Source organism: Streptomyces sp. NPDC001970 (genome assembly GCF_053594115.1).
The window spans coordinates 338775-364291 of record NZ_JBSFDW010000002.1 but is presented as its reverse complement, the minus strand read 5'-3'; the positions used below and the strand labels follow the sequence as shown (position 1 = coordinate 364291).

The 25517-nt window shown below is 71.0% G+C and carries 25 protein-coding genes; 5 read left to right on the top strand and 20 right to left on the bottom strand.

The window, feature by feature from the left end; translation table 11 throughout:
- Positions 1–23: 23 nt before the first annotated feature.
- From ACWCP0_RS04120 to ACWCP0_RS04095, 6 genes are all read right to left on the bottom strand, one after another.
- Positions 24–1625: a GMC oxidoreductase gene (locus tag ACWCP0_RS04120; RefSeq protein ID WP_451077287.1), complete on the bottom strand. Its 1602-nt coding sequence runs from the start codon at positions 1623–1625 to the stop codon at positions 24–26.
- A 98-nt stretch (positions 1626–1723) separates the two neighbouring features.
- Positions 1724–2638: a cyclase family protein gene (locus ACWCP0_RS04115; protein WP_451077385.1), complete on the bottom strand. Its 915-nt coding sequence runs from the start codon at positions 2636–2638 to the stop codon at positions 1724–1726.
- Positions 2639–2646: 8 nt separating this feature from the next.
- Positions 2647–4056, bottom strand: coding sequence for a chloride channel protein (locus ACWCP0_RS04110; RefSeq protein WP_451077286.1), 1410 nt, complete (start codon positions 4054–4056; stop codon positions 2647–2649).
- Between the two features lie 12 nt (positions 4057–4068).
- On the bottom strand, positions 4069–4389 hold the full coding sequence (locus ACWCP0_RS04105) for an SHOCT domain-containing protein (RefSeq protein WP_451077285.1): 321 nt from the start codon (positions 4387–4389) through the stop codon (positions 4069–4071).
- 79 nt (positions 4390–4468) lie between these two features.
- Positions 4469–4930, bottom strand: coding sequence for a DUF6325 family protein (locus tag ACWCP0_RS04100; protein WP_451077284.1), 462 nt, complete (start codon positions 4928–4930; stop codon positions 4469–4471).
- Between the two features lie 187 nt (positions 4931–5117).
- Positions 5118–5792 carry a GAP family protein gene (locus ACWCP0_RS04095; RefSeq protein WP_451077283.1) on the bottom strand — a complete coding sequence of 225 codons (675 nt, stop codon included), beginning with the start codon at positions 5790–5792 and terminating at the stop codon, positions 5118–5120.
- Positions 5793–6043: 251 nt separating this feature from the next.
- Between ACWCP0_RS04095 and ACWCP0_RS04090 the strand changes: the two genes are divergently transcribed.
- Complete coding sequence (locus ACWCP0_RS04090; RefSeq protein ID WP_451077282.1) at positions 6044–6940, top strand: YhjD/YihY/BrkB family envelope integrity protein; 897 nt, start codon at positions 6044–6046, stop codon at positions 6938–6940.
- Between the two features lie 28 nt (positions 6941–6968).
- Here ACWCP0_RS04090 and ACWCP0_RS04085 read toward each other — a convergent pair whose 3' ends face one another.
- From ACWCP0_RS04085 to ACWCP0_RS04065, 5 genes are all read right to left on the bottom strand, one after another.
- Positions 6969–7823 carry an ATP-binding cassette domain-containing protein gene (locus tag ACWCP0_RS04085; RefSeq protein ID WP_451077281.1) on the bottom strand — a complete coding sequence of 285 codons (855 nt, stop codon included), beginning with the start codon at positions 7821–7823 and terminating at the stop codon, positions 6969–6971.
- A complete protein-coding gene (locus ACWCP0_RS04080) occupies positions 7824–8891 on the bottom strand; it encodes an ABC transporter permease (protein ID WP_451077280.1) in 1068 nt (355 codons plus the stop codon). It abuts the gene before it with no gap.
- Positions 8888–9901 (bottom strand): sugar ABC transporter substrate-binding protein, encoded by a 1014-nt coding sequence (locus ACWCP0_RS04075; protein ID WP_451077279.1) that lies wholly within the window; start codon positions 9899–9901, stop codon positions 8888–8890. Before ACWCP0_RS04075 ends, ACWCP0_RS04080 begins: the two co-directional genes overlap by 4 nt.
- Positions 9902–10098: 197 nt before the next feature.
- Positions 10099–11094 (bottom strand): sugar ABC transporter substrate-binding protein, encoded by a 996-nt coding sequence (locus ACWCP0_RS04070; RefSeq protein ID WP_451077278.1) that lies wholly within the window; start codon positions 11092–11094, stop codon positions 10099–10101.
- A 123-nt stretch (positions 11095–11217) separates the two neighbouring features.
- Positions 11218–11937: a GntR family transcriptional regulator gene (locus ACWCP0_RS04065; RefSeq protein ID WP_451077384.1), complete on the bottom strand. Its 720-nt coding sequence runs from the start codon at positions 11935–11937 to the stop codon at positions 11218–11220.
- Between the two features lie 167 nt (positions 11938–12104).
- Between ACWCP0_RS04065 and ACWCP0_RS04060 the strand changes: the two genes are divergently transcribed.
- Positions 12105–13115: a Gfo/Idh/MocA family protein gene (locus tag ACWCP0_RS04060; RefSeq protein WP_451077277.1), complete on the top strand. Its 1011-nt coding sequence runs from the start codon at positions 12105–12107 to the stop codon at positions 13113–13115.
- A gap of 22 nt (positions 13116–13137) precedes the next feature.
- On the opposite strand, the gene ACWCP0_RS04055 is transcribed toward ACWCP0_RS04060, so the two are convergent.
- The 7 genes from ACWCP0_RS04055 to ACWCP0_RS04025 form a co-directional block, all read right to left on the bottom strand.
- The gene (locus ACWCP0_RS04055; protein ID WP_451077276.1) at positions 13138–14349 is read right to left on the bottom strand and encodes a cytochrome P450 family protein; all 1212 of its coding nucleotides are present in this window, start codon (positions 14347–14349) and stop codon (positions 13138–13140) included.
- 194 nt (positions 14350–14543) lie between these two features.
- Entirely contained in the window at positions 14544–15158 is a 615-nt protein-coding gene (locus tag ACWCP0_RS04050; RefSeq protein WP_451077275.1) for a hypothetical protein, read from the bottom strand.
- Positions 15145–16695: a substrate-binding and vWA domain-containing protein gene (locus ACWCP0_RS04045; RefSeq protein WP_451077274.1), complete on the bottom strand. Its 1551-nt coding sequence runs from the start codon at positions 16693–16695 to the stop codon at positions 15145–15147. The genes ACWCP0_RS04050 and ACWCP0_RS04045 overlap by 14 nt, the downstream gene beginning before the upstream one ends.
- A gap of 8 nt (positions 16696–16703) precedes the next feature.
- Positions 16704–17879, bottom strand: a complete 1176-nt coding sequence (locus ACWCP0_RS04040) for a toxic anion resistance protein (RefSeq protein ID WP_451077383.1) — start codon at positions 17877–17879, stop codon at positions 16704–16706.
- Positions 17880–17934: 55 nt separating this feature from the next.
- Complete coding sequence (locus tag ACWCP0_RS04035) at positions 17935–19011, bottom strand: hypothetical protein (protein WP_451077273.1); 1077 nt, start codon at positions 19009–19011, stop codon at positions 17935–17937.
- A gap of 477 nt (positions 19012–19488) precedes the next feature.
- Entirely contained in the window at positions 19489–20160 is a 672-nt protein-coding gene (locus ACWCP0_RS04030) for a response regulator (protein ID WP_451077272.1), read from the bottom strand.
- The gene (locus tag ACWCP0_RS04025) at positions 20157–21398 is read right to left on the bottom strand and encodes a histidine kinase (protein WP_451077271.1); all 1242 of its coding nucleotides are present in this window, start codon (positions 21396–21398) and stop codon (positions 20157–20159) included. The genes ACWCP0_RS04030 and ACWCP0_RS04025 overlap by 4 nt, the downstream gene beginning before the upstream one ends.
- A 145-nt stretch (positions 21399–21543) precedes the next feature.
- Here ACWCP0_RS04025 and ACWCP0_RS04020 point away from each other — a divergent pair, with 145 nt between their 5' ends.
- Positions 21544–21765: a hypothetical protein gene (locus ACWCP0_RS04020; protein WP_451077270.1), complete on the top strand. Its 222-nt coding sequence runs from the start codon at positions 21544–21546 to the stop codon at positions 21763–21765.
- A gap of 9 nt (positions 21766–21774) precedes the next feature.
- Here the strand turns inward: ACWCP0_RS04020 and ACWCP0_RS04015 are convergent, their stop codons facing one another.
- A complete protein-coding gene (locus ACWCP0_RS04015; RefSeq protein ID WP_451077269.1) occupies positions 21775–22476 on the bottom strand; it encodes a TetR/AcrR family transcriptional regulator in 702 nt (233 codons plus the stop codon).
- A gap of 115 nt (positions 22477–22591) precedes the next feature.
- On the opposite strand from ACWCP0_RS04015, the gene ACWCP0_RS04010 reads away from it, so the two are divergent.
- On the top strand, positions 22592–23842 hold the full coding sequence (locus tag ACWCP0_RS04010) for a saccharopine dehydrogenase family protein (RefSeq protein ID WP_451077268.1): 1251 nt from the start codon (positions 22592–22594) through the stop codon (positions 23840–23842).
- Between the two features lie 46 nt (positions 23843–23888).
- Here ACWCP0_RS04010 and ACWCP0_RS04005 read toward each other — a convergent pair whose 3' ends face one another.
- On the bottom strand, positions 23889–24512 hold the full coding sequence (locus ACWCP0_RS04005) for a dihydrofolate reductase family protein (RefSeq protein WP_451077267.1): 624 nt from the start codon (positions 24510–24512) through the stop codon (positions 23889–23891).
- Between the two features lie 182 nt (positions 24513–24694).
- On the opposite strand from ACWCP0_RS04005, the gene ACWCP0_RS04000 reads away from it, so the two are divergent.
- Positions 24695–25426 (top strand): 3-oxoacyl-ACP reductase family protein, encoded by a 732-nt coding sequence (locus ACWCP0_RS04000; protein ID WP_451077266.1) that lies wholly within the window; start codon positions 24695–24697, stop codon positions 25424–25426.
- The last annotated feature ends 91 nt before the right edge of the window (positions 25427–25517 follow it).

Genomic DNA, 25517 nt, shown 5'->3' with positions numbered 1-25517 from the left:
CGCGCGATGTTCCCCCGGTCGGGTCAGCCGCGCAGCCGCTCCACGATGTGGTCGCCGACGCGCAGGGCGTTCGCGATGGCGGTCAGGGACGGATTGACCGCGCCGATGCCCGGGAAGAAGCTCGTGTCCACGACGTAGAGGTTGTCGAGGTCATGGGCCTTGCAGTTGACGTCCAGGGCAGAGCTGCGCGGATCGTCGCCGAAGCGCACGGTGCCGGCCTGGTGGGCGGTCGCGCCGATGGGCATGCCCTTGTGTAGATAGATGCTGTGCGACAGCAGATGGTGCTCGTGCATGCCCAGATGGCCCAGCATGCCCTGCAGCTTGTGGCGCAGCCGGTTCAGCCCCTCGATGTTGTTCTTCTCGTCGAGGGCGAGATGGATACCGCCGTCGCGGTCCAGGGTGACGCGGTTGTCCGGGTCCGGGAGGTCCTCGCCGCACAGCCAGAAGTCGACGGCGTGGTGGGCCAGCACCTCGAAGGGCATGTCCGGGGTCACGGCCCCGGCCCAGCGCGGGGCCTCGCCGTGGATCTGGTCGGCGTCCGACTTGCCGAGCATCTGGATGCCGCCGAGCGGATAGTCCCAGTCGTCGGCGCCGAAGTACCAGTCGTTCAGGGCGAGGGTCTTCTGGAACTGGGTGTCGTTGGGTTCCTTGGACACCGCCATGAGCGCCAGGTTGTTGTGGCGCATGTAGTGGCGGCCCACCACGTCCGAGCTGTTGGCCAGGCCGCCCGGGTGCCGGTCGTTGGCCGATGCCAGCAGCAGGACCGCGGAGTTGACGGCGCCGCACGCGACGACGACGACGTCGGCGGAGAATCGGGCCGGTGATCTGTCGCCACCGCCGGCGCCGTCGCCGAGCCGGGCGACGACGGTACTGACGCTGCGTCCACCAGGGTCGGTCTCCAGGCGGACCACATGGGCGTTGGTGATCATTTCGACGTTGGGGTGCTCCAGGGCGGGTTCGACGCAGATCACCTGTGCGTCGGACTTGCCCCGCACCAGACAGGGGAAGCCGTCGACCCGGTTGCAGCGGATGCACACGCTGGAGTGGGTGGCCCGGCCGTTCTCGTCCTGGCGCAGATTGACGCCGATGGGCAGATGGAAGGGGTGCAGCCCGCGCTTCTCGAGGTCGTCGCTCAACTGCTGGATGCGCGGCTCGTGCTCGACGGGCGGGTACGCGTACTGCTCGCTCGCCGGGCCCTCACCGGGGTCCTCGCCGTGTCTGCCGTGCACGAGGTAGAGGTGTTCGGCCTGGGTGTAGTACGGCTCCAGGTCCTCGTAGCGGATCGGCCAGGCGGGGGAGATGCCGCCGTGGTGGCGCAGCTCGCCGAAGTCCTCCGGGCGGAGCCGGAAGAGGGCGGCCCCGTAGAACTTGGTGTTGCCGCCGACGTAGTAGTTGACCTCCGGCGGGAAGGTGTTGCCGTGCTTGTCGTACCAGAACTCGGGGGCACGGTACTTGCCCTTGACGAAGACGGCCGTGGACTCCCAGTTGTCCCGCTCCCGGGGGAGATAGTCGCCGCGTTCGAGAATGAGTACGCGTTTTCCCGACGGGGCGATGCGGTGGGCGAGGGTGCCTCCGCCCGCGCCCGTGCCGATGATGATGACGTCGTAGTGCGGGAAGTCGTTCACGGCGGTCACCGTCCTCGCGGTTCTGGCCTACGGATCGAACGTATCGGTGGATCGGGTGGGCGGCGACCGGACCGTCCGGGCGGAGCCGTGCGCCACTGTCACAGCACCGCGATCGGGTTGACCGGGGAGCCGGTGGCCGCGGGAAGGCGCAGCGGCGCGACCACGCAGAGGAAGCTCCAGCGGCCCTCCTGCTCGCAGACCGGCGCCAGCTCCTCGAACTGCAGATAGTCCATCAGGTGCATCCCCATGGCTTGGATCGTCAGTACATGGACAGGGAAGGCGACTCCGTCCACGACGCTCGGGGCGGTGTCGTTGTTGCCGTCGCTGCCGAGCATCGCGACCTGCCGGTCGGCCAGGAATCCGACCGCTTCCGGATGCAGACCGGCCCGCGCCTCCGCGGCGTTCCAGGCCCCGGACTCCCGGCGCCTGCGCCGATGGCCCACGCGCACGAGCAGCAGATCCCCGGCACCGACGCGGACGCCCTGGGCGGTCTCGGCCGCGGCCAGGTCGTCCACCGTCACATGGTCGCCCGGCTCCAGCCAGGGCACGCCCCGCAGCCGGGGGATGTCCAGCAGCACCCCGCGGCCCACGATGCCGTCACGGACGACGTCGACGGTGAGGGCGGTGGCACCGTCCGGCGTGACGCTGCTCGCCGGTATGCCGTTGTAGAGCGCACCGTCATACATGACATGGCACAGTGCATCGAGATGGCTGTCCACATCGCCGTGCACGTTCATGGCAAAGCGGTCGAGGGCGAAGTCCAGCCCTTCCGGGCCGCCGTCGTGCGGCTCGGCCCCTGTCATCCGGTGCGCCGCGGGGTCGGGGTTGTCCGGCCCCGGCGAGGTGTCCACCTGAGCGGCGAGGGAAATCGTGCGCCCGTTCGTGACCTCCCGGACCGCTGCCACGACGCGTGCGGGCGTGAGGTGGTTCAGCGTGCCTCGTCTGTCCTGCGGGCTCTGCCGTGCCTGCTCGCGCAGCCGCTCGTACAGGGTCCGGAACGCCTCCGGAGTCATCCGGGCCGTCACGACGGTCCCCGCGCACCGGCCCGGGCCGTCGGTTCCGGCTCGTGCGGCGCCGGCACTCCGGGGCGGGCCGGCAGAAGTTCCGCCGTGATGAACGCGATCACCGCCGCCAGGATCACCACGGGAATCATGGCGATACTGCCGAGCAGCAGCACCACGAGCACCACGCTGCTGACCGGCAGCCGGAGCGCGGCAGCGGCCGAGGCGGCCATGCCCGCCGCCATGCCGGGAATCACTCCGAAGCCCGGCAGGGGTGCCAGCAGGACGCCCGCCGCGGCTCCGAGGAAAAGTGCGGGAAAGATCGGGCCACCGCGCAGACTGCCCAGGCACAGGGCGTAGCCGACGCTCTTGAACACGAGAACGGCCACCAGCGCCCCGACGCCCCACGTGTGCGGATCGGCGGCCAGCTGCACCATCGTTCCCTGGCCCGACGAGGCGACGTCGGCGGGTGACCGGTCGGTGAGCACGGCGTACAGGGCCGCGCAGAGACCGGCGCCGAGCGCGCACAGCACCGACGCCGTGAGGGTCCGCCTGGCGACGGCGGCGGCCGCCAGCCGCCCTCCGGAGAAGATCATGTGGACGAGAACGCCGATGACGACCGCCATCGGCAGGGTCCAGACCACGTCCCCGACGTCCAGGTGCGGGAACGACCCCGAGAGTTTCAGGCTGAGGCTGCCCTCCTCCAGGCCGGTCCAGCGGCCGAACCCGGTGAACACGAGGGCACCCACGCCGCTGGAGAGCAGGGCCGGAAGCATGACCGCGAACAGCTGCGGGCCGCCCACCCCTGCCACCTCCATCAGGAGCACGGCGCCGATCAGCGGATTGCCGAGGATCACCGAAATGGCCGCGGCTGCCCCGGCCGCGCCCAGGAGCGCCGTGCTCTGCGGCGTCGCTTCCTTGCGCACGAGGTCCCTGAACAGCAGGGCCAGACCGCCACCCACGGCGATCAACGGCGCTTCCGGGCCCAGCACCGCACCGAGCGGCAGGCTCGCCAGCGCCGCGACGGCGACTCCCGGCAGTGCCTTCGAGGAGGCGCCGCCGGCGTGCAGCCCGTACGCGGGGACATGGCCACCCGCTCCGGCCATACGGGTGACGACCAGGCCGACCACCAGACCCGCGACCGGAAGCAGTACCAGCGGCCACCACCAGGGCGGCAGGGACCAGCCCAGCACCTCCGGGAGGTGCACCCACAGCAGGTGCTCCAGCTGGTGGAGCGCCACGAGGAACCAGAACGCGGCCAGCGACACCGGGATGCCGATGACGGCGCAGAACACGAGCGTCCTGAGATAGCCGGGGCTGCGCAGCAAAGCGCGCAACCGGTCCGCCTCCTCCGGCTGGGCGCCGTCACCGGGCGTGTCTGCCCGCGGAGGCCCAGTCGGCGGATGCGGCTGCGGTTGCGGCTGGGTCATCGAGGGCGGCCCTCAGCCGAGGACCTTCTGCTTCTCGGCCGCGAACTCCTGCTCGGTCAGAATCCCCTGGGCCTTCAGCTCACCGAGCTCCTTGAGCCTGTCGATCTTCCTGCCCATGGCGTCGTCGGGCGGCATCGGCGGGGGAACCGTCTCCTGCGACGGTGCCGGAGCCGCGCTCTGTTGCGGCTGCTGCTGCGTCTGTGTCTGCTGCTGTGTCTGCTCCTGCTGCTGTGACCACCGGCCCGACTGTCGCCGCGACACACGATTGGACACCGCGGTGGCGGTCCCGGCGACGACGGCGGTACGGGCGACTCGACGGATGAGGCGTGGCATGTTCGACTCCCTGTGCCTTCCCTGTGCCTTCCCTGTGCCCTTGTGAGGGCGGACGCGGACGGGCCGTGGGGCCCGGGGCTCAGGCCGCCGGGGATCCCTCTTCCGGCATGCCTTCGACCGCGTCCAGCGAGGCGAGCAGGGCCTGGACCGGGATCCGCCCTCCCGCCACGAACTGTGCGCCGCTGCGCCGCAGGGCCCGGGCGAGCGGGGCGGCCCAGGTGTTCTCGTACAGCATGATCGCCGCGGAGTTGCCGGGTTCGACGGCCGCGCCGGCCTCGTCGATGTCGTCCTGGCCGAGCAGGCCGGAGGAGACGCCTTCGAAAACGGTCAGGTCCAGTTCGTCGTCACCGACCTCGGACAGCTCCAGGACCGTGACGGAGCCGTCGGTGTCCTTGCGGACGAACAGCAGGTCGAGAATGCGGATGATCCGGCGGTCGACCAGGTCGATGAGCAGGGGGAACCCTTCGCCTGTCATGCGATCGCCGGGAAATTCCAGGACCAGGTAGTCGACAGGTCCCATGTCCTCGAAGTCTTCGCTCATGACCACTCCTTGCGAGCGCATCAGCGGTCCGGGCCCGGCTCGCCTGCCGATGGCTCGGCGCGCCCTCCGGCACGCGGCGTCCTGTATGCCATTGCAGCACTCGTCGCAGGGCTTCGCACCTTCGGCTCCGTGCCGCCACCGGGGCGCGGGGGCCGCGCCGCGCAAGGGCGGCACGGCTGCTCGGCGGTCAACTCGTCAGCTGGTAGATGCTGTTGCCGGTCAGCCACAGACCCACCACCAGGCAGCCGAGGACGATGGCCGGCTCCTCGTGCTCCTCCAGCCAGGTGCGCAGACGCTGCAGGCGGACTCCCGCGGCCTCCGGCGCGAGCACCGTGTACAGCTCGGCGGCGAGCAGGCTGGCGCTGGCGAGGATGCAGAAGCCGAACAGGGCCACGTACGAGCCGAGATGGGACAGATCGGCCTTGACGACGATGGTGGCCGCCGCAGCGACCAGACCCCAGGGCTGCAGAAAGACGGCCAGCCCGGCGGCGGACCAGGGGGACATCCGGCTCGACCCGGAGTGCGTCGGGCGCGCGTGCTTGGCGCGCCCGGCCGGCGCGGCCTTGCCGGGCGCGTCGTGACGGCGCCGCCGCCGGTACTCGCCGTAGGCGACCAGGCCGACGCCGATGGCGAGCTTGGCCGCGAGCGCGGCCGTGGAGGGCGGTGACCTGGGTGGTGGCGGGGTACCGCCGGTGAACAGCAGGACCAAGGCGATCACCGCGACGAGGCACGCCAGCCAGGCGAGGATGAAGACCAGTCCCCGCCGGACGCCCTTGTGCGACGACAGCACCAGCACAAAGGCCATGATCGGCAAGGGGTCGAGGGTGATGGCGACGGCGATGAGCAGCAAGTCGAGGACCATGACACTCCCCTCCGCAGGGTGTCGTCCGCGCCGCTCCCTCGGCCGGGCCGGCGCACCGGCCGCCCGCACGCGTGCCGGTGGCCGGCCGCTCACCCGTCCATCGTCACCTCCGATGACGGACTCACGCAAACAGAGCACAAGGGCCCGCTCCGGAACACCTGTGGCCGCAGATTCGGCGACGCCTGCGTGATTCCCGAGATGCCGGTGCGGCCCGACTCCCGCACTCTTGGTCGCAGGGAAGGAGCAACGCCATGACCACGCGGCCGCGGGCTGCCTTCCTCCGCCCGTCATGGTGGACGGCACAGTTCGAGGCCCAGCGGGCGTTCGTGCGGTCGATGGCCGCGCGCACCGAGGCCCGCTTTCCCGTCGTCACGCAACTGACGGCCCGTATGGTCGCGGTGAACATCTTCGACTCCGCGACCCGGTTGGCCGCGCAGTGCTTTGTGACGGCCGTCCCGCTGCTGTTCGTCGTCGGCTCCTTCGCACCCGAGGGGGTACGCAATCAGCTGATCAGTTCCGTGTCGTCGGTGTTCGGGCTCACCGGCGCCTCCAGGGACCAACTGGAGCAGGTGTACCGGTCCACCGACGACAATCTGCGCGACGCCACCGGTGTGATCGGCGCGCTGATGGTGCTGCTGTCCGCCACGGCCTGCAGCCGGGCGATGCAGCGGCTGTGCAAACGGGCCTGGCTGATCCCGAGGACCGGCACCAAGATCGCCGCATGGCGCTGGCTGGCCTGGATCGGCGTGTGGCTGTCCGTCCTGACCGTGCAGGCGCCGGTGCGCGACGGATTCGGCGCCGGTCTGTGGCTGGCCATCCCGGTGACGATGCTGTCCCAGACGCTCCTGTGGTGGTGGAGCCAGCATCTGCTGCTCGGCGGGCTCATCGGCTGGCGTCCGCTGTTGCCCGGCGCACTCCTGACCGGCTTCGCCGTCACCGCGCTGTCGATCGGCAGCCGGTACTACATGCCCCGCGCGATCAACCGGAGTCTCGCCGAGTACGGACCCGTCGGCACGGTCCTCACGCTCCTGTCCTGGCTGATCGTGCTCTGCGTCGCGATCGCGGTCGGTGTCACGGCAGGGGCAGTGCTGGCACGGGAGCCCTGGCTCGCCCGCCGTCTCGGCACCGGCACCGGCGCCGGCACGTGAACGTGTCCAGGCCGGGCGCTCGCCCGCGTCAGCCGTACGTGCCCCGGCGGTCCGCGCCTCGGCCGTGCCCCAGGTCGTGCCCTCCGAGATGGCGCGGAACCGGGGCCCGTTCCAGTTCGTGGCGCAGGTCGTCGAGTTCGCTGCCGCCCGCCATCTGACGCGTGAGCTCGTCCAGGGTGATCTCGGACTTGCTGTGTCTGCCGAACATCGTGCCGCGCTTGAGCAGGACGAAGCGGTCGCCCACGAGATAGGCGTGATGGGGGTTGTGGGTGATGAGCACCACGCCGAGCCCCGCGTCACGTGCCGCGGCCACGTACTTCAGAACGACGCCGGACTGCTTGACCCCGAGCGCCGCCGTGGGCTCGTCCAGGACCAGCACCTTGGCGCCGAAGTAGACGGCCCTGGCGATGGCCACGCACTGCCGTTCGCCGCCCGACAGGGTGCCGATGGGCTGGTCGACGTCGCGCAGGTCGATGCCCATGCGCAGCAGCTCGGCGCGCGTGGTCTCACGCATCAGCCTGACGTCGAGCCGTTTGAACGGGCCTTCGCCCTTGGTCGGCTCGGAGCCGAGGAAGAAGTTCCGCCAGACCGGCATGAGCGGTACGACGGCGAGGTCCTGGTAGACCGTGGCGATGCCCCGGTCGAGGGCCTCGCGGGGCGAGGAGAGGGTGACCGGCTCGCCCTCGATCGAGAAGGTTCCCGCGTCGTGCCGGTGGAGCCCCGCGACGATCTTGATGAGGGTGGACTTCCCCGCGCCGTTGTCCCCGAGGACACAACTGATCCCGCCGGCGTGGACCTCGAGGGAGACCCCTTCGAGCGCGCGGACGTTGCCGTAGTACTTGCTGACGTCGTCGAGCTCCACGAGGGGCGTGGTGTCGGTCATCTACTTGCTCGCCTCCGCGCGCTTGCGGACCCATGCGTTGAGCAGGGTGGCCAGAAGGAGCATCGCTCCGAGGAAGAACTTGAACCAGTCAGGGTTCCATTCCGCGTACACGATGCCCTTGCTCGTCATGCCGAAGATGAAGGCACCGACCGCGGAGCCGATCGCCGAGCCGTAGCCGCCGGTGATCAGGCAGCCGCCGATGACGGCCGCGATGATGTAGATCAGCTCGTTCCCGACGCCCTCGCCGGACTGGACGACGTCGAACGAGAACAGCAGATGCTGTCCGGATATCCAGGCGCAGAACCCCACGCCCATGTAGAGGCCGATCTTGGTCCTGGCCACCGGGACGCCGACCGCGCGGGCCGCGTCGGCGCCGCCGCCGGCCGCGAAGATCCAGTTGCCGAAGCGGGTCCGCAGCAGGATCCAGGTGGCGAGGGCGACCAGCCCGATCCACCAGAGGATCGTCACCTTGAGGTCGACGTCGCCGATCGTGAGCTGCGAGGCGAAGAGGGCCTTCGCGGACGCGAAGCCCTGCATGTCGGCGATGGTCTTGGTCGACACCGTGCCGCTGATCAGCTTGGTGAAGCCCAGATTGAGGCCGGTGAGCATCAGGAACGTGCCGAGCGTGATGATGAAGCTCGGCAGCTTCGTCCGGGTCAGCATGACGCCGTTGAAGACGCCGATCGCGAGCGTGACCAGCAGGGACACCAGGACGCCGACCCAGACGTTCGCCGTCATCTGGTAGCTGAACATCGAGGAGATCAGAGCGGAGCTGGTCACCAGCACACCGGCGGAGAGGTCGAACTCACCGCCGATCATCAGCAGCGCGACGGGGACGGCCATGATGCCGATCGTGGACGCCGCGTACAGCACCGTGCCGAGGCTGGACGCCTGAAGGAAGCTGTCGGCGACGATCGAGAAGAAGATGAAGACGGCGGCGGCGCCGACGACGGATCCGAGCTCGGGCCGGCCGAGGAGCTTCTTCAGCGGCGAGGTGCGCAGGAGCCGCTCGTCCGCCCCGTCCGCCCCGTCCGTCCTGTCGTGTGCGGGTGGTGCGGTCGCGGTCATCGGGTCCCCCGCTCCGTGTGGTCCTGCAGTTCGGCGGCGTCCTTGTCGGTGATGATCTGCGGTCCGGTGAGCACGGGCCGCCCGCCGCCGAGCACATCGGCGTTGTAGCGGTGCAGCCACAGCAGATCGACGGCCTCGTAGCCCTGGAGGTAGGGCTGCTGGTCGACGGCGAAGCCGAGCTTCCCGGCCTGGAGCGCGGTGGCGACCTTGGCGTTCAGGTCGAAGGTGTCGATCTCGGCCTTGCTCCCCGCGGTGTCCCTGGCCTGGACGGCCGCGTCCGCGAAGGGGGCCCCGAGGGTGACGACCGCGTCGACGGACCGGTCGGACTGGAGCTTCGCCTCGATGGCCGCCTGGACGTCGGGCATGTTGGTGCCGTCGACGTACAGGTTCTCGAGCGCCCCGTCGAAGGTCTTCTTCGCCCCGGCGCAGCGCTGCTCATGGCCGACGTTGCCCTGCTCGTGCAGAACGCACACGGCCTTCTTGCGGCCGCGCTTGACGAGTTCGTCGCCGACGGCCTCACCGGCGATCGACTCGTCCTGGCCGATGTGGGTCAGCGCGCCGAAGGCCTTGGACTGCTCGGAGCCGGAGTTCACGGTGATCACCGGGATCCCGGCCCTGGTGGCCTTGGCGACGGCGTCCTTCATGGCGTCGGGCTTGGCGAGCGTGACGATCAGCCCGTCGACCTTCTTGTCGATGTACGTGTCGACGAGCTGGGCCTGCTGCTGGGCCTCGTCGCTGTGGGCGTAGAGGAAGTCGATGTTGTCCTTGGCCGCCGCCTCCTTGGCACCGCGCTGGACGATGTCCCAGAAGGTGTCGCCGTCCCCGGAGTGGGTGACCATGGCGAAGGTCCAGCGCGGGGTGCTGACCGCGGGCCGGCCCTCGGCCGCGGCGGCCATGCGCGCGTCCTCGGCCCGCTTGCCTCCGGTGGCACTGCACCCCGCGAGGGAGACTCCCAGCACCGCCGCCAGCACCGCGCCGACCGCGCGTACCCCTGTCCGAACCCTTGCCACGACGCCGTGCCCCTCTTGCTCCGCTTGGTGAAATCTGCGGTAAGTATCCCTCGGCACCTTTGCGGGGGTGACCGGCGGGTAGGTGAGGGCGCAGCTCATCGGGTGCCGGACGGACGTCCGCAGCCGGGCGGAGGTCATCGGATGCCGGGCGCAGCTCATCGGGTGCCGGGCGGACGTCCTCGGATGCCGGACGGGCGTCATCGGGTGCCGTCGGCCGTGAGCTTCTCGAGGGCGGGCACGTCCTTCTCGGTCACGAGCGCGGGTCCGGTGAGGACCGGCTTGCCGCCGCCGATGACGTTGCCGTTGGTCTTGTTGAGCCACAGCTCGTCGACGGCGAGATAACCCTGGAGGTACGGCTGCTGGTCGACGGCGAAGCCGACTTCCTTGGCCTTGAGGCGCTTGACGACCTCGGCGTTGAGGTCGAAGGTGTCGATCTCCGCCGTGCTCCCGGCGCTCTGCCTGGCCTGGACGGCGGCGGCGGCGAACGGCGCGCCGAGCGTGACGACCGCGTCGATGTCCTTCCCGCTCTGCAGCTTCGCCTCGATGGAGGAGGTGGTGGCGGGCATGTTGGTGCCGTCGACGTTGAGGTTCTCGACGGTCCCCTCGAAGGTCTTCTTCACTCCCGCACAGCGGTCCTCGAGCGAGACGTTGCCCTGCTCGTGGATGACGCAGACCGCCTTCTTCTTCCCGCGCTTGTTGAGCTCTTCACCGACGGCCTCGCCGGCCACGGACTCGTCCTGGCCGATGTGGCTGAGCGCGCCGACCTCGGCCGAGAACTGCCCGCCGGAGTTGATGGTGACGACGGGTATCCCGGCGGCGACCGCCTTCTTGACGACGTCCCTGACCGCCTCGGGCTTGGCGAGGGTGACGACGATGCCGTCGACCTTCTGGTCGATGTACGTCTGGACGAGCTGGGCCTGCTCCTTGCCCTCCTTGTTCGCCGCGTAGAGGAACTCGACGTTGTCCTTCGCCGCCGCGTCCTTGGCGCCGCGCTGGACGATGTCCCAGAAGGTGTCGCCCTCGCCGGAGTGGGTCACCATCGCGATCTTCAGCCGCTCGGTCGTGGCGGGCTTGCCGCCGCCTCCCCCGCCCTCGGGCTTCTCCTCGGAGTCCTTGCCGCCGGAGCTGCTGCATCCGGCCACGGCGAGTGCGAGTGCGGCGAGCAGGACTGCTGCCGTGCGGGGTGTACGCATGGGGTGTCCGCCTTCTCTCCCGGCCGCCCGATTGCGGCTGGGTGAGTTTTTACGTCGGCGGCGCCGACCCGTCAATACTTTGTCCGAACATACTTACGCAGACCGGTGAACGGGAGACGGACCCTACGGCCTGACGAGGAGCTGGAACTCGAAGGCGTACCGAGAGGCCCGGTAGACGTGCGAGCCGAACTCGACTGCGCGCCCGGTGTCGTCGAAGGTGGTCCGCTGCATGGTCAGCAGCGGCGCGCCCGTCTCTTCGCCCAGCCGCTCGGCCTCGTCGGCGGTCGCGGCGCGGGCCCCGACCGACTGGCGGGCGCTGTGCAGCGTGATGCCCGCGGCCCGCATCATGCGGTAGAGCCCGGTGGACTCCAGCTGCTCGTTGTCCAGGGGCAGCAGCCCTGCGGGCAGATGGTTGCGCAGATGGGCCATCGGCTCCGCGTGCGCGTACCGCAGCCGCTCGATCATGTGGACGTCGCTGCCCTCCGGCACCCCGAGCGCGGCGGCGACCTCCGCGGTCGCCGGCTCGACGGTGTTCTGCAGCACGCGGGTCGCCGGGCGCTGGCCGGCCGCCTCGAGGTCGTCGTAGAGGCTGCTCAGCTCCAGCGGCCGCTTGACCTTGCTGTGCACGACCTGGGTGCCCACGCCCCGGCGGCGCACCAGCAGCCCCTTGTCGACGAGTGACTGGATGGCCTGCCGCACGGTGGGCCGGGACAGGCCGAGCCGGCCGGCCAGCTCGATCTCGTTGCCGAGCAGGCTGCCCGGGGTGAGCGTGCCGTGCTCGATGGCCGCCTCCAGCTGCTGGGAGAGCTGGAAGTACAGCGGGACGGGGCTGGTGCGGTCCACGCCGAGCTGGAGCGAAACGGTGGCTTCCGTCGTGTCTCTCGTCGTGTCTCTGGGCTGTTTGGGCACGTTGCGAGCGTAGTCGCAGGGTTTGATGACCGGAAGTTGTGCAGTCCGATTGTCAGGACAAATGCTTGACAGGGTCGCGGGGCGGACTCCACCTTGGGGCCATGCGCATCGGACTCATCGGAACCGGACGTATCGGCGCCTTCCACGCGGGCGTCCTCAGCCGTCACCGCGAGGTCGGCTCCCTGGTGGTCGCCGACACCGACGCCAAGCGGGCGCGTGAGGTCGCGGACCGTATCGGCGCCACCGCGGCCCCCTCCGTCGACGAGGTCTTCACCTGGGGCGTCGACGCCGTCGTCATCGCCTCCGCCACCGCCGCCCACGCCGATCTGATCGGCCGGGCGGCTCGCACCGGACTGCCCGCCTTCTGCGAGAAACCGATCGCCCTCGACCTGCCGGGGACCCTGGGCGCGCTGCGCGAGGTGGACAGCGCGGGCACCGTGCTCCAGCTCGGCTTCATGCGCCGATTCGACGTGGGGTACGGCACGGCCCGGAAGCTGGTGCGCTCGGGAAGCCTCGGCCGGCTCCACACCGTACGGGCCATCACGGCGGACCCGGCTCCGCCGCCCGCCGCGTATCTGCCGCTGTCCGGCGGTCTCTACCGCGACTGTCTGGTCCATGACTTCGACATCCTGCGCTGGATCACGGGCCGCGAGATCGTCGACGTGTACGCCACCGGCTCGGACGCGGGGCCCGCGATGTTCCGTGAAGCGGGCGACGTCGACACCGCGGCGGCGGTGCTGACGCTGGACGACGGAGTGCTGGTCTCCGCCACGGCGACGCGCTGCAACGGCGCGGGCTACGACGTCCGCATGGAGCTCTGCGGCGAGCTGGACACGGTCGCCGTGGGCCTCGACGACCGTACGCCGATCACCTCCACCGAACCGCAGGGCCCGCCCCCCGCCGACAAGCCCTGGCCCGGCTTCCTGGAGCGCTTCGCCGCGGCGTACGAAGCCGAGCTGGACGCCTTCATCCAGGTCGCCGCCGGTGAACTGGCCAACCCGTGCGACGGCCGTGAGGCGCTGGAGGCGCTGCGCGTGGCCGAGGCCTGCGAAGTGTCGCGGCGGGAGCACAGACCGGTGCGGATCGAGGAGATCCCGGGGCTGGACGGCTGAGGTCACCGGCCTCGCAGGGACGTCACCATCTGACGGGCAGGCGGCGGACACCGCGTATGAGCATGCCCGGCAGCCAGTCGAACGGCCCGCCCTCGGGATCGAGGGCGAGGCCGGGGCAGCGCTCCAGCAGGGTCCGGATCGCGATGCCCGTCTCCAGCCGCGCCAGTGGCGCCCCCAGGCAGTAGTGGATGCCGTGCCCGAAGGCGAGATGCCCTCGGTTCTCGCCGCGGATGTCGAAGCGGTCCGGCTCGGTGAAGCGCTCCGGGTCGCGGTCGGCGGCGGCGAGGGCGACAAGCACCGCCTCGCCCGCCGGGATGACCGAGCCTCCGCAGGGGACCGGCTCGCGGGTGAAGCGCTCGGTCGCGGTCTCGACGGGTCCGTCGTAGCGCAGCATCTCCTCGACGGCGCCGTCGAGGAGTCCGACGTCCGCGCGGAGCGCCGCCAGTTGGGTGGGATGGGCGAGCAGGGCCCGGACACCGTTGGAGATCAGATTGACGGTCGTCTCATGGCCGGCGATGAGCAGCAGATACGCCATGGCGCGCAGCTCGGCCGCGGAGAGCCGGTCCCCGTCCTCGATGGGGGTCCCTCCCATGCCCGCAGGGCTATGGGGGAGTGTGCGCAGGAGGGCCGACAGCAGATCGTCGGCGGGGCGGGTGCACCGCTTGTCCTCGATGAGTTCGTCGAGATACGCGGAGAGTTCGTGCACGGCGGCGCGCTCGGCCTCCGCGCCGGTCGGCGCGACGACCTCGGTGGACCAGGCGCGGAAGCGGTCGTGGTCGCCGGCCGGGACGCCGAGGAGTTCGCAGATGACGGTGATGGGCAGCGGAAAGGCGAACGCGTCGACGAGGTCGGCCCGTCCGGCCGGGAGCATCGCGTCGATCAGATCGTCGGCGATCCGCTGGACGCGGGGGCGCAGCGCCTCGACCCGGCGCATGGTGAACTCGCGGGCGACGAGCTTGCGCAGCCTCGTGTGGTCCGGCGGGTCCAGCACCAGCAGATGCGGCCCGATCACCTGCTCGTCGAGCATCATCAGCCCCAGGGTGCCGGGGGACTTCGACAACCGCGGATCGGCGAGCGCGGCGCGGGCTTCGTCGTGCCCGACGATGAGCCACATGCGGTCGCCGTAAGGGGTGACGATCTCGTGGACGGGTCCGGCGGCTCGGAGCCTGGCGTAGTACGGATACGGGTCGGCGGTGAACTCCGGCCCGAACTCCCGCAGATCGATGACGGCCATCGTCCCAGCCTAGGCCGGACGCGCGGGGGACGCGCCCGCGGCGGGCGATCCCCCTGAGCCGGGGCACGCTCCCGGACCCCCCGCCGTGCCCGAGGCGTGCCCGGTGCCGCCCGGTGAGCCCGCGTGTCCGTCATCGAACGCCGGACGGACCGGATCGTGGTGGGTGCCCACTGGGCGAAGACGTCGTCTCTCCGTCAGGCGCCGTGGCCGCGGTCCTCCAGATAGCGCGTGTGGGTCTGCTGGCGTCGCGCCTCCTGCTCGCGCAGGGCGGACGCGATGGCCTCGGCCTCCGTGTGCAGGAGGCCGAGCTGGCGCTCCAGGTGCCGCTCCGGTGGCTCGCTCCCCGGATTGAGCCGGGTCCACCACCGAGTACGGGTGTACGTGTCGACCGACTCGGGGATGTCCTGCCGGATCGCACGGGACAGCGCGTGCACCGCCTCCGGATCGGTGGCGAGCGCGTCGGCGACCCACCCGGGCTCCAGGAGCGCGGCGAGCAGCGCGTCCAGCTCGGTGAGCCGGCCGGCCGCGGCGGGCGGCAGGTCCACCTCCGCGAGATAGCCCTGCAGTCGCCCGAAGTCGCCGCGCAGGTCGACGAGTTGCTCGGCCGGCTCGGGGAAGCCGGGCGCCTTCGGCCGCTCCGGTGGCGCGATCAGCGCGCCCGCCCCGTACAGTCCGGCGATGACCACGGGCCAGTACGCGCCCGCGACCCCCGCGAAGGTCAGCCCGAGCCCGAGCAGCCCGCACGCGCTCCCTGCGAGGTTCTTCCTGGACTCGAGATAACCGAGCACCCGGCTGCTACTGGTAGCCACGGATCTCCTCGAAGGCGCCTTCCAGCGAGTCCTTCTCCGCGTCGAAGAGCCGCCCGCCGGTGAGCTCGGCGATCCGGTTCAGCTCTCCGCGGTCGGAGTCGCCGAAGAAGACGGGAAAGACGGGCGTGTGCTGCTGCTCGGCCGGCAGCCCCCCGTAGTACGCCTCGAAGTCCTCGGCCGAGGCCCCGGTCGTGTTCTCCCCGTCCGTCATCAGGACCACGGAGGTGAACGCGTCCTCGGAAAACCCCCGGCCCAGGTAGGCGTACGCGTCCCGCAGGCTGCCGAAGATCGCCGTGCCGCCCTGCGCCGAGAGCTGCTCCGCGTCCTTGCGGATCGCGTCCCGCCCCGCGTCCGGGTCGGCCGGGTCGAGCGTGTGCGTGAGCTGCCGCTTCACCTGCGAGCCGAAGGGCATCAGCGTCACCTCCTCGCGGTCCCGGAACTCTCCGGTCAGCTCCACCAGCGCCGCCTTCAGCCCTTCGAGCCGCTCGCCCTCCATCGACCCGGAGGTGTCGAGGACGTACACCGTGCGGGACGGTCGGCGCAGCTTGTTCTCGTACGAGTCCAGGAGCCCGTCCGCGACGGACCGGCTGCCGGGGAAGGGCAGTTCGCGCCGCTGGTCCAGGGCCAGACCGGCCGCCGGCCGTACGGACGTGACGACCGGGCGGCGGAAGGTCTTCTCCGTGATCGCCTTCTGCGCCTCGGGCCCGCGCAGGTAGTCGGTGAGCGTCCTGCCGGACTCGCGGGCCTCCTGGGGCGCCGAGGTGAGGAGCGTGAACGGGTAGTCGGCCGTCACGACACCGTCCTGAGGGCGGATCACGGTCAGCTCCGTGGACATGAGCACGGACTCGTAGTTGACGAGCGCGTCCACCGTCCCCCGCCGCTTGTACGCGGAGGCGAGCCAGCCGGAGGAGCCGGAGGTCAGCTTCTGCCCGGCGAAGAACTCCTTCAGCTGCGGGGTCGCCTTGGCCACGTCGGCCTCGGTGAGTGCGGACTGCGCGCCCGAGAGGCCGGAAGCCACCGAGATCAGCGCCGAGAAGCCGGAGTTGGACCGCTCGGGGTCGGTCATTCCGTACGTCAGCCGTCCGTCGGCGACGGCCTTGTGCAGCTGCGACCAGGTGACGGACTCCGGCTTCCACCCGAGCTGCCGTACCTTCTCGGGCTTCACCCCGATCGCGACCGGCGAGGTCATGACGGGCGTCTCGCTGCTGATCCGGCCCGCGCTCTCGGGACGCAGCCGCAGATAGTCGTTGGACGACAGCCAGATGGCGTCGTACTTCCCGTCCGCCTGCCCCGACGCGACCTGCTCGACGGCATCGAGCGTCCCGGCCCACGTGGGCCGCACGGTGACCCCGGTCGCCTTCGCGGCCGCGTCCAGTACGGGCTTCATGTCGGCGAGCTCGCTGCTGGCGAGGACCCTCAGGGTGCCGGGCCGGTAGGTGGTGTCGGGCTGCTTGTCGGGCGCGTCGCTCCCGCAGCCCGCCGTGACCGTGACGGCCAGGGCGGCCACGGCGGCCCACACCCCCGTACGCGTACTCATCCGGATCGTCATGCGAGACCGCCGCCTTCCAGCGCGCCCGTCCGGCGCGTGCGCTCCAGATGTGTGCTCGCCGCCTGGAGTTCCGCCGTCAGGGACTCGACCGTCGCCGCCATCGACTCCGTCGCCTGGACCTTGTACGTGTCGATCGCGTCGAGGGTCCGGTAGATCTGCTGGAACGCCGTGCGCAGGGTCTCCGCGCCGACCGCCGGGTCGGCGGCGATCCGCTGGATCTCGCCGCTCTGGGTGGCGAGCATCTCCGCGTTGCCCCGGATCAGGTCCTCGGTGGTCGCGCGCAGCGTGTTGACCTGCTCGGTCACCTTGCGCTGGTTCTCCAGCGCGGAGGACAGCATCACCGCGATGCGCAGCGCCGAGACCGTGGTGGTCGCCGCGCGGTCGACGCCCTTGATGAGCTCCTCGTTGTTGCGGCGCACGACGTCCATGGCCAGGTACCCCTGTGCGCACACCGCGAGCTGGGTGAGCAGGTCCTGGTGCTTCTGCCGGACCGGAAAGAGCACGTCGGCGCGCAGGGCGTCCGCCTGGACCGGGTCGGGGGTGGCGGCGATGCTCTGCTCGACGGCGGCGTCGAGGGCGTCGGTGAGGACGGTGTACTCCTGGAGCTTGCCCATCGTCTCCCAGAGCCTGGCCCGCTCGGTGTGCAGGGCGGCGTTGTCGCGGCGCAGTTCGTCCTGGCCGCCGCGCAGGGCGCCCACGATCCTGTTCAGCGTGGTCTGCGACGAGGCGTACGTGGCGACGTGGTCGCGGAACCTGTTCCCGCCCGGCAGCCTGGACAGGAACTTCCGCGCGCCCTTGCCCGGCGTGTCCCGCGGGTCCAGGTCCTCGACCGTGCGCCGCAGTTCGACGAGCGACGAGGCGACCCGTGACGAGGCGTCCTCACCGCCGCCCGCGAGCGAGCGGACCGTACGGTCCAGCATCCGGTTGGACTGCTGCGCGGCGCTGCGGATCTCGCCCGCGCCGAGCCCCGCGATCTCCCCGATCCGGCCGGCGAACTCGGGGGAACGGGCGTCCAGCCCGGCCAGCGAGCCGACGTACTCCTCGGCGCGCCGCGTCATCTCGTCCCGCACGGAGTCGTCCAGCGGCACGAGTCCGGTGGCCTGTTCGGCACGGACCGGGGCGACGGGCTCCGGCGGAGTGAGAACGAGTGCGTCGCTGTTCCCGATGCTCATCTCAGTGCTGTTCCCGGTGCTGTTCCCGGTGCTTTTCTCGGTCATGTCGGCCCCCCTACGACCGTGCCCGCTGCGCCATCGCGTGCAGCACCTTGGAGGTGGGCACGGGCGCCTGGCGGACTCCGGTCAGCTTCTGGTTGAGATAGTCGGTGTGCGCCGCGGTCGCGGCGGTGAACTCGGCGGCCGCCCCCTGCGGCCGGAATCCGTGCCGTACCGCGAGCTCCCGCAGCCGCTTGTCCGTCGCGAGCAGCTCGCCCAGCTCCCGCCCGCTCTCCGTGAGCGGAACGAGGGTGTGGTCGCTGGAGACGGTGGTGTCCGGGTAGAGCACCACCAGGTCCCCGACGTCCTGCCTCTGCAGCAGCAACGAGGCGACCTGCGACTCGTACACGAGCACCAGCGGATTGCCGACCCCGCTGATGAAGTCCCGGAACGGCGCGTCGGAGCTGGTCTGCTGCGCTCCCTGCACCGAGGTCAGCTTCTTCAGCAGCGGCGCGGTGCGCGCGACCGCGGCGTCGTCCGCCGCGACCTTTCCGCCGTCGGCGACGTACGAGGCCGCGGCCAGATACAGCGCCCCGGAGCTGGAGGCGAGCGGATCGGTACTGCTGATGAACAGCGTGCCGCTCAGCTCGGCATGTCCGGCGGATCCCTTGAGCTGCTGCCAGGTCCGGTCGGCCTTCGCCGCGTCGAGGTACGGGCCCATGCGCAGGGTCCCGGTGGCCTTGCCGCTCAGCGTGGCGAGCCCGTTGCCGGCGAGAATCTCGGCGGCCTTGCGGTGGGCGACCACGACGAGGGGCGAGTAGAAGGGCCGCAGCGGCGCGCCCTGGATCTTCGACTTCCCGCGCAGCTCGTCGGCCGGCGCCTTGGAGGCGGGGAAGGCGAAGTCGTAACCGCCCAGGGGAAGTTGCTCCATGTCCCAGGAGCCGGACGTCTCCGTCTTCACGGTGAAGCCCTTGGCAGCCAGGCTCTTCACCACCTCGGGATCGGCGAAGAACTCCGCCTTCTCCGACCCGATCACTCCGCGCACGGTCTTCGTTGCCGTGCCCGTGCCCTGGCTTTCCCGGCCTGCCACGACGGCTACTGCCACACCGCCGATCAGCAGCACCGCCAGGACGATTCCCACGATGCGTCTCACGGATTCAGCATGCTCACGGAACCGAACATTCCAGGCGGGCCGGGGTGTCGTGGAGGTGAACGACTCATCCCAGTAAGAAACGGGCCACGTCGGCCGGTCCCGGGGGAGCACCGTCCCCACGGTGGTGCGGACGACGAGCCGGAAGCGGAGCTCGGGGGGATCCGCCCTCCGCGCTTCCAGGACCGCGCGTACGCGGGGATCGGGTCTCGATGGGCTTGCCGGTCCCGCCACGCGAAGTCCTCGGCCCCCAGCGCCGCCTGATGGCGCAGCCGCTCCTCGAGCACGCCTTGCGCGCGACGTCGTCGGCGCCGGGCAGTTCATGGCCGGCTCGGGCGGCGAGCCGGGAGCGCTGAGGGCGGCGGCCCATCACGTTGCCGCAGGTCGGGCGATTGCCGCCTGCAGCAGCGCGACCCCCACGCCCGAAGGGCGTAGGGGCCGGGCCCGGGGCGGAGCCTCGGGCCGAGGCTCCAGCGGGGCCTACTGCGCCGCGTCCTCGTCCAGCAGGCCGGCGTCGTGCACCAGCAGCGCGATCTGGACACGGTTGTTCAGACCGAGCTTGGCCAGGATGCGGGAGACGTGCGTCTTCACGGTCGGCACGCTCATGTACAGCGCGGCCGCGATCTCCGCATTCGAGTGGCCCCGGCCGACCGCCACGGCGACCTCGCGTTCCCGCTCGGCCAGTGCGTCGAGCCGCACCCGGGCCCGCCCGGCGCGGTCGTCGGGCGCGGTGGCCGCGACCCGGGTCATCAGCCGGCGGGTGACAGCCGGCGACAGCACCGGGTCCCCCGCCGCGACGCGGCGCACGGCCGCGACGATATCGGCGGGCGGGGTGTCCTTCAGCACGAACCCCGCCGCCCCGGCACGCAGCGCCCGCAGGACCTGCTCGTCGGCGTGGAAGGTGGTGAGGACGACGACTTCGGGCGCCTCGGGGCGGGCCCGGAGCCGTTCGGTTGCGGTGAGTCCGTCCACCACGGGCATCCGGATGTCCATCAGGACCACATCGGGCCGCAACCGGTCGGCGAGCGCGGTGACTTCGGAGCCGTCGGCGGCCTCCCCGACGATCTCGATGTCCTCGGCCCCGCCGAGCATGAAGGTGAGTCCCGCGCGGACGAGGGGATCGTCGTCGACGATGAGCAGCCGGATGGTCATGAGGGCCACGGTAGCCAGGATCGGACCATGAACCCTCCGTCGGCCGTCTTCCCGTGCTCCAGGCTGCCGCCCGCGAGCGTGGCGCGTTCGGTCAGCCCGATCAGGCCCTGGCCGGAGCCCGGCACCTCGGTCACCGGACCTGCCGGGGCCGGGTTGCGCACCTCGACGGTGAGACCGTCCCCGGGGCCCCCGCCCAGTGAGACCGTCACCTCGGCCCCGGGGGCGTGCTTGCGGGCGTTGGTGAGGCCTTCCTGGGCGATGCGGTAGACGGTACGTCCGGTGGCGGCCGGGGCGGCGGCGGGGTCGGCGACGCGGTCGTCGAGGGTGATCCTCATGCCCGCGCGCCGGGACTCGTCGACGAGTGCGCCGAGGGTCGCGAGCGTGGGCTGCGGCCGGTCCCCATCGTCTCCGTCCCCCTCGCCGTCGTCCGGCGCGCGCAGTACGCCGATGATCTCGCGCAGGTCCTGGAGCGCCTCGTGGGCGCTGTCGCGGATGACGCCGGCGGCGCGGGCTATCTCGGCCGCCGGCGCGTCGGGGCGGAACTCCAGCCCGCCGGCGTGCACGGAGAGCAGGGTCAGCCGGTGTGCGAGGACGTCGTGCATCTCGCGGGCGATGGCCTCGCGCGCGAGGCGCTGCGCCTGCTGGGCGCGCAGTTCGGCCTCGGCCTCGGCCCGGTGGGCGCGATCGCGGAGGGCCACGACGAGCTGGCGGCGGGAGCGTACGAGCATGCCCCAGCCGATCGCCAGCAGCACAAGGACGATCCCGGCCACGATGTTGACCAGTGCGGTGACGCTCGGATCGGGCCGCAGGAACGCCGTGGCCACCGCGCACACCACCGCGAGGGAACCCAGCACGGCGACCGGGCGGAACGGCCGGTGCACGGCCAGGCTGAACAGGCTCACCAGCATCGCGCCGCCCGCGACGGGAACGACGAGGCCGACGGCGATGAGCACGGCGGCGAGCCCCACGGGCCAGCGCCGCCGCAGCCACACCGCACAGCAGGCCGCCGCGCCGATCAGCTGGTCGGCGATGACGACGACCTCGGCGTTGCCGGCCTGCTTGCTCGCCTCCGCCGCGAGGAGCCCGATGACGGCGGCGAACAGGAACGCGACGGTGTCCACGACCCAGTCGCGCACGGTCCGGCGGGGACGCTCACGGCCCCGGTCGCCCGGAAGCTCCGGGTCCGGGGGGCCGGCGATGGCCGACGGCAGCAGCCAGGAGTACTCCGTACGCGTCATATCGACAAATTTACGCAGGCGAGGGGCCCGGAATCGCCGCGCGAGGGCCGACAGCTACCAAAGTCACGCGGTCTCAGACTTTGGACGCAGCGGTGCATGCCGTCGGCGGAGGCGGCACGTCGCCCGGCCGGGCGACGATCACGGCATGAAGAAGCTTCTGGAGTTCATCGGGATGGCACTGCTCGTCGTGGGCATCTGCGGGGTGCTGCGCGAGCTGACCGGGGGCTGGTTCGCACTGATGGGCTTCACCCGGTGGCTCATCGAGCCGATCGGCTTCCTGGAGGGCAGGGAGCTTTACGCGCACATCGTGGTCACGGTGCTCGGCTTCGCGTTCCTGATGACCGCGGACCGGAGCCGTCGCGCCTGACGTGTGCGGTCACAGCGCCGCGAGCCGGGCCGCGGCGCTGGCGATGAGCATGTCGAGCGCTCCCGGATAGGCGCTGGTGTTCATCTCCGCGATCAGATGCGGGGCCGCGGGCGCGATATGGGGGTGCGTGTCCGCCGGCAGCCGGGCGTACGTGGCCTGCCATACGGTCTCGTCGGCCCGGCGGGCCGCCTCGGGCAGCGCCAGCGCGGCGGCGTCCAGCGCCGCGAAGGCCAGCGTCTGGTCGATGAAGCAGTGGTAGATACGCACTGCGGCGGGCGTCGGGAAGCCTGCGCGGTGCAGTACTCCCAGGATGATCTCGTCCGAGGCGATCTCATGGGCGCGTCCGGAGACCCGGCTCGCCGTCAGCACCGCCGCCTGGGGATGCGCCAGATAGGCGGCGTGAATGCGCAGCCCCAGTTCCCGCAGGTCCGCCTGCCAGTCCGCCGTGGCCGACCAGCCCCGCAGCGCACGGCCGATCAGCTCGTCGCCGACCGCCAGCGTCAACTCGTCCATGCCGCGGAAGTAGCGGTAGAGGGTGCTCGGATCCGCCCCCAGCGCCGCCCCGAGCCGGCGTGCGGTCAGTCCATCGCTGCCGTGCTCGCGCAGCATGCGCAGCGCCGTCGTCACGATCAGCTGCTCCGAAAGAACCACACCCGTCTTCGTCGGGCGACGCCGCCGCCGCTCGGAGTCCGGGACCACCTTCTTGGGCACCGGCCTGCCCCTTCGCACGTCGCCGACCCTTATGCCAACGCCATTGACGCTACCAGTCGCCGGTGAGTTTCATCGGGGCCCGGGAGAGCCCCCGGGAAGAGGGAAGGACCTCGTTATGCGCATCTTGCTGGTCGGCGCCGGTGGAGTGGGGACAGCCGTCACCCGGATCGCCGCTCGCCGTGGATTCTTCGAGCACATGGTCGTCGCGGACTACGACGAGTCACGCGCCGAGGCGGCCGTGGCGGCCCTCGCCGCTCCCGGCACGGCGGGCGCGGGCGCCCCCCGGCAGGAAGGCCGCTTCGCCGCCGTCCGCGTCGACGCCTCGGACGAGTCGGCGGTCACGGAACTGCTCGTACGGGAACGCTGTGACGTGCTGCTCAACGCGACCGATCCGCGCTTCGTCATGCCACTGTTCCGCGCGGCCCTCGCCGCCGGTGCCCACTACCTGGACATGGCGATGTCGCTGTCGCGGCCGCATGCGGAGCGCCCGTACGAGGAGTGCGGGGTCAAGCTCGGGGACGAGCAGTTCCTGCTGGCGGACGACTGGGAGAAGAGCGGCAGGCTCGCGCTCGTCGGCATGGGCGTGGAGCCCGGGCTCTCCGATGTGTTCGCCCGGTACGCCGCCGACGAACTGTTCGACACCATCGAGGAGATCGGTGTGCGTGACGGTGCCGATCTGACCGTGGACGGCTATGACTTCGCCCCCTCGTTCAACATCTGGACCACGATCGAGGAATGCCTCAATCCGCCGGTGGTCTACGAGAAGGACCGCGGCTGGTTCACGACAGCCCCCTTCACCGAGCCGGAGGTCTTCGACTTCCCGGAGGGCATCGGACCGGTCGAGTGCGTCAACGTCGAGCACGAGGAGGTCCTGCTGATCCCCCGCTGGGTCGACGCCGGTCGCGTCACCTTCAAGTACGGGCTCGGTGGCGACTTCATCAACACCCTGCGGGTGCTGCACCAGGTGGGCCTGGACCGGACGGAACCCGTCACGGTGCCCGGGCCCGAGGGGCCGGTGCAGGTGTCGCCCCGAGACGTCGTCGCGGCGTGTCTGCCGGACCCGGCCACGCTCGGGGACCGGATGCGCGGCAAGACCTGCGCGGGCACCTGGGTCAAGGGGCGCAAGAACGGCCGGCCGCGGGAGGTGTACCTGTACCACGTGGTCGACAACGAGTGGTCCATGAAGGAGTACGGATCCCAGGCCGTGGTCTGGCAGACCGCCGTCAATCCCGTCGTCGCCCTGGAGCTCGTGGCGACCGGCGCATGGTCAGGGGCGGGGGTGCTGGGACCGGAGGCCTTCGCGCCCGGGCCGTTCCTCGACCTGCTCACGGACTACGGCTCCCCGTGGGGCATGCGGGAGCATTAGCGGCACCTCGCGGCCGGCAGGAGCGGTCACCGTGTCCGGTGACTCCTCATTCGGGGAGTTCGAACGTGCCGTACTCGGGCCGGCCGGCGGTCCGGTAGGTGTGGATGGCGACGCCCGCGCCGGTGGTCGAGGACGAGGCGAGCGTGAGGCGCGTGGGCGTGGTGCCATCGGCGAAGAGCCTCAGACCCGAGCCCAGCACCACGGGGAAGACCAGCAGATGGAACTCGTCGATGAGGTCATGGGCCATCAGGGAGCGGGCGAGCGCACCGCTGCCGTGGATCTGGAGTTCGCCGTCGCCGAGCTCCTCCTTGAGCCGGGCCACCTCGTCGGCGACATTGCCGGAGATGATCGTGGAGTTGTTCCATTCGGCCTTCTCCAGGGTCGTGGAAACCACGTACTTGGGGAGGGAGTTGAGGCGCGAGGCGACCGGATCGTTCTCGTCGGTCACCTTCGGCCAGTGGCCGGAGAAGATGTCGTACGTCCGGCGGCCGAGGAGGAAGGCCCCGGCACGGTCGAAGACTCCGTCGATGAAGGCGCCGAAGTCCTCGTCCGCGAACGGAAAGCTCCAGCCACCGTGCTCGAAACCGCCGCGGGTGTCCTCGATCCGGCCGCCAGGTGCCTGCTGGACGCCGTCGAGCGACAGGAACTGGGTCAGGGTGAGCTTGGCCATGGGGGATTCCTTTCCTCGGTCTCACAAGCTCTGACTCCACCCTCGGCCGGAACTCATCGCCGTGCGCGACCGCCGTGCGCGATCCCGTGTCCGATGGCCCTGTCCGATCGCCGCCGGTGTCAAGGGCTGCGGCCCGATGTCATGGAAGTCATCACCATTCGCCGACGGACGAGGAGACTTCTATGAACGGCAAGGTGGCCCTGGTGACCGGCGGCAGCCGCGGGATCGGCGCGGCGACCGCGCTCCGGCTGGCCCTGGAGGGGGCGGACGTGGCCATCACCTACGTCCAGGACAGGGAGGCCGCCGACGAGGTCGTGCGCAGGATCGGGGCGACCGGCCGGCGCGGGGTGGCGCTGCGCGCCGACGCGGCGGACGCCATCGAGGCGGTGGGCGCGGTGGAGCGTGCCGTGGCGGAGCTCGGCCGGCTCGACGTGCTGGTCAACAACGTGGGCGTGGGCCTGCTCGGCCCACTGGAGAGCCTGTCACCCGCGGACGTCGACCATGTGCTCGGCATCAACGTACGCGGCGTCTTCCTCGCCTCGCAGGCGGCGGCCGCGCGTATGGAGAAGGGCGGGCGGATCATCACCATCGGCACCTGCATGACCCAGCGTGTGCCCGGCCCGGGCGGGACTCTCTACGCCATGAGCAAGTCCGCGCTGATCGGCCTGACCAAGGCCCTGGCACGGGAACTGGGCGAGCGCGGCATCACCGCGAACATCGTCCACCCCGGCCCCGTCGACACCTCCATGAACCCGGCCGACGGCCCGTTCGCCCAGGCCCAGAGCGCGCTCACCGCGCTCGGCCGCTTCGGCGACCCCGACGAGGTGGCGTCGCTGGTCGCCTACCTCGCGGGCGGCGAGGCGGCGTACATCACGGGTGCCGAGCTATCGGTCGACGGCGGCCACGCGGCCTGAACTCGGACCTGTGCGTGGGGCCACGCGGCCTGAACTCGGACCTGTGCGTGGGGCCACGCGGCCTGAACTCGGACCTGTGCGTGGGGACACG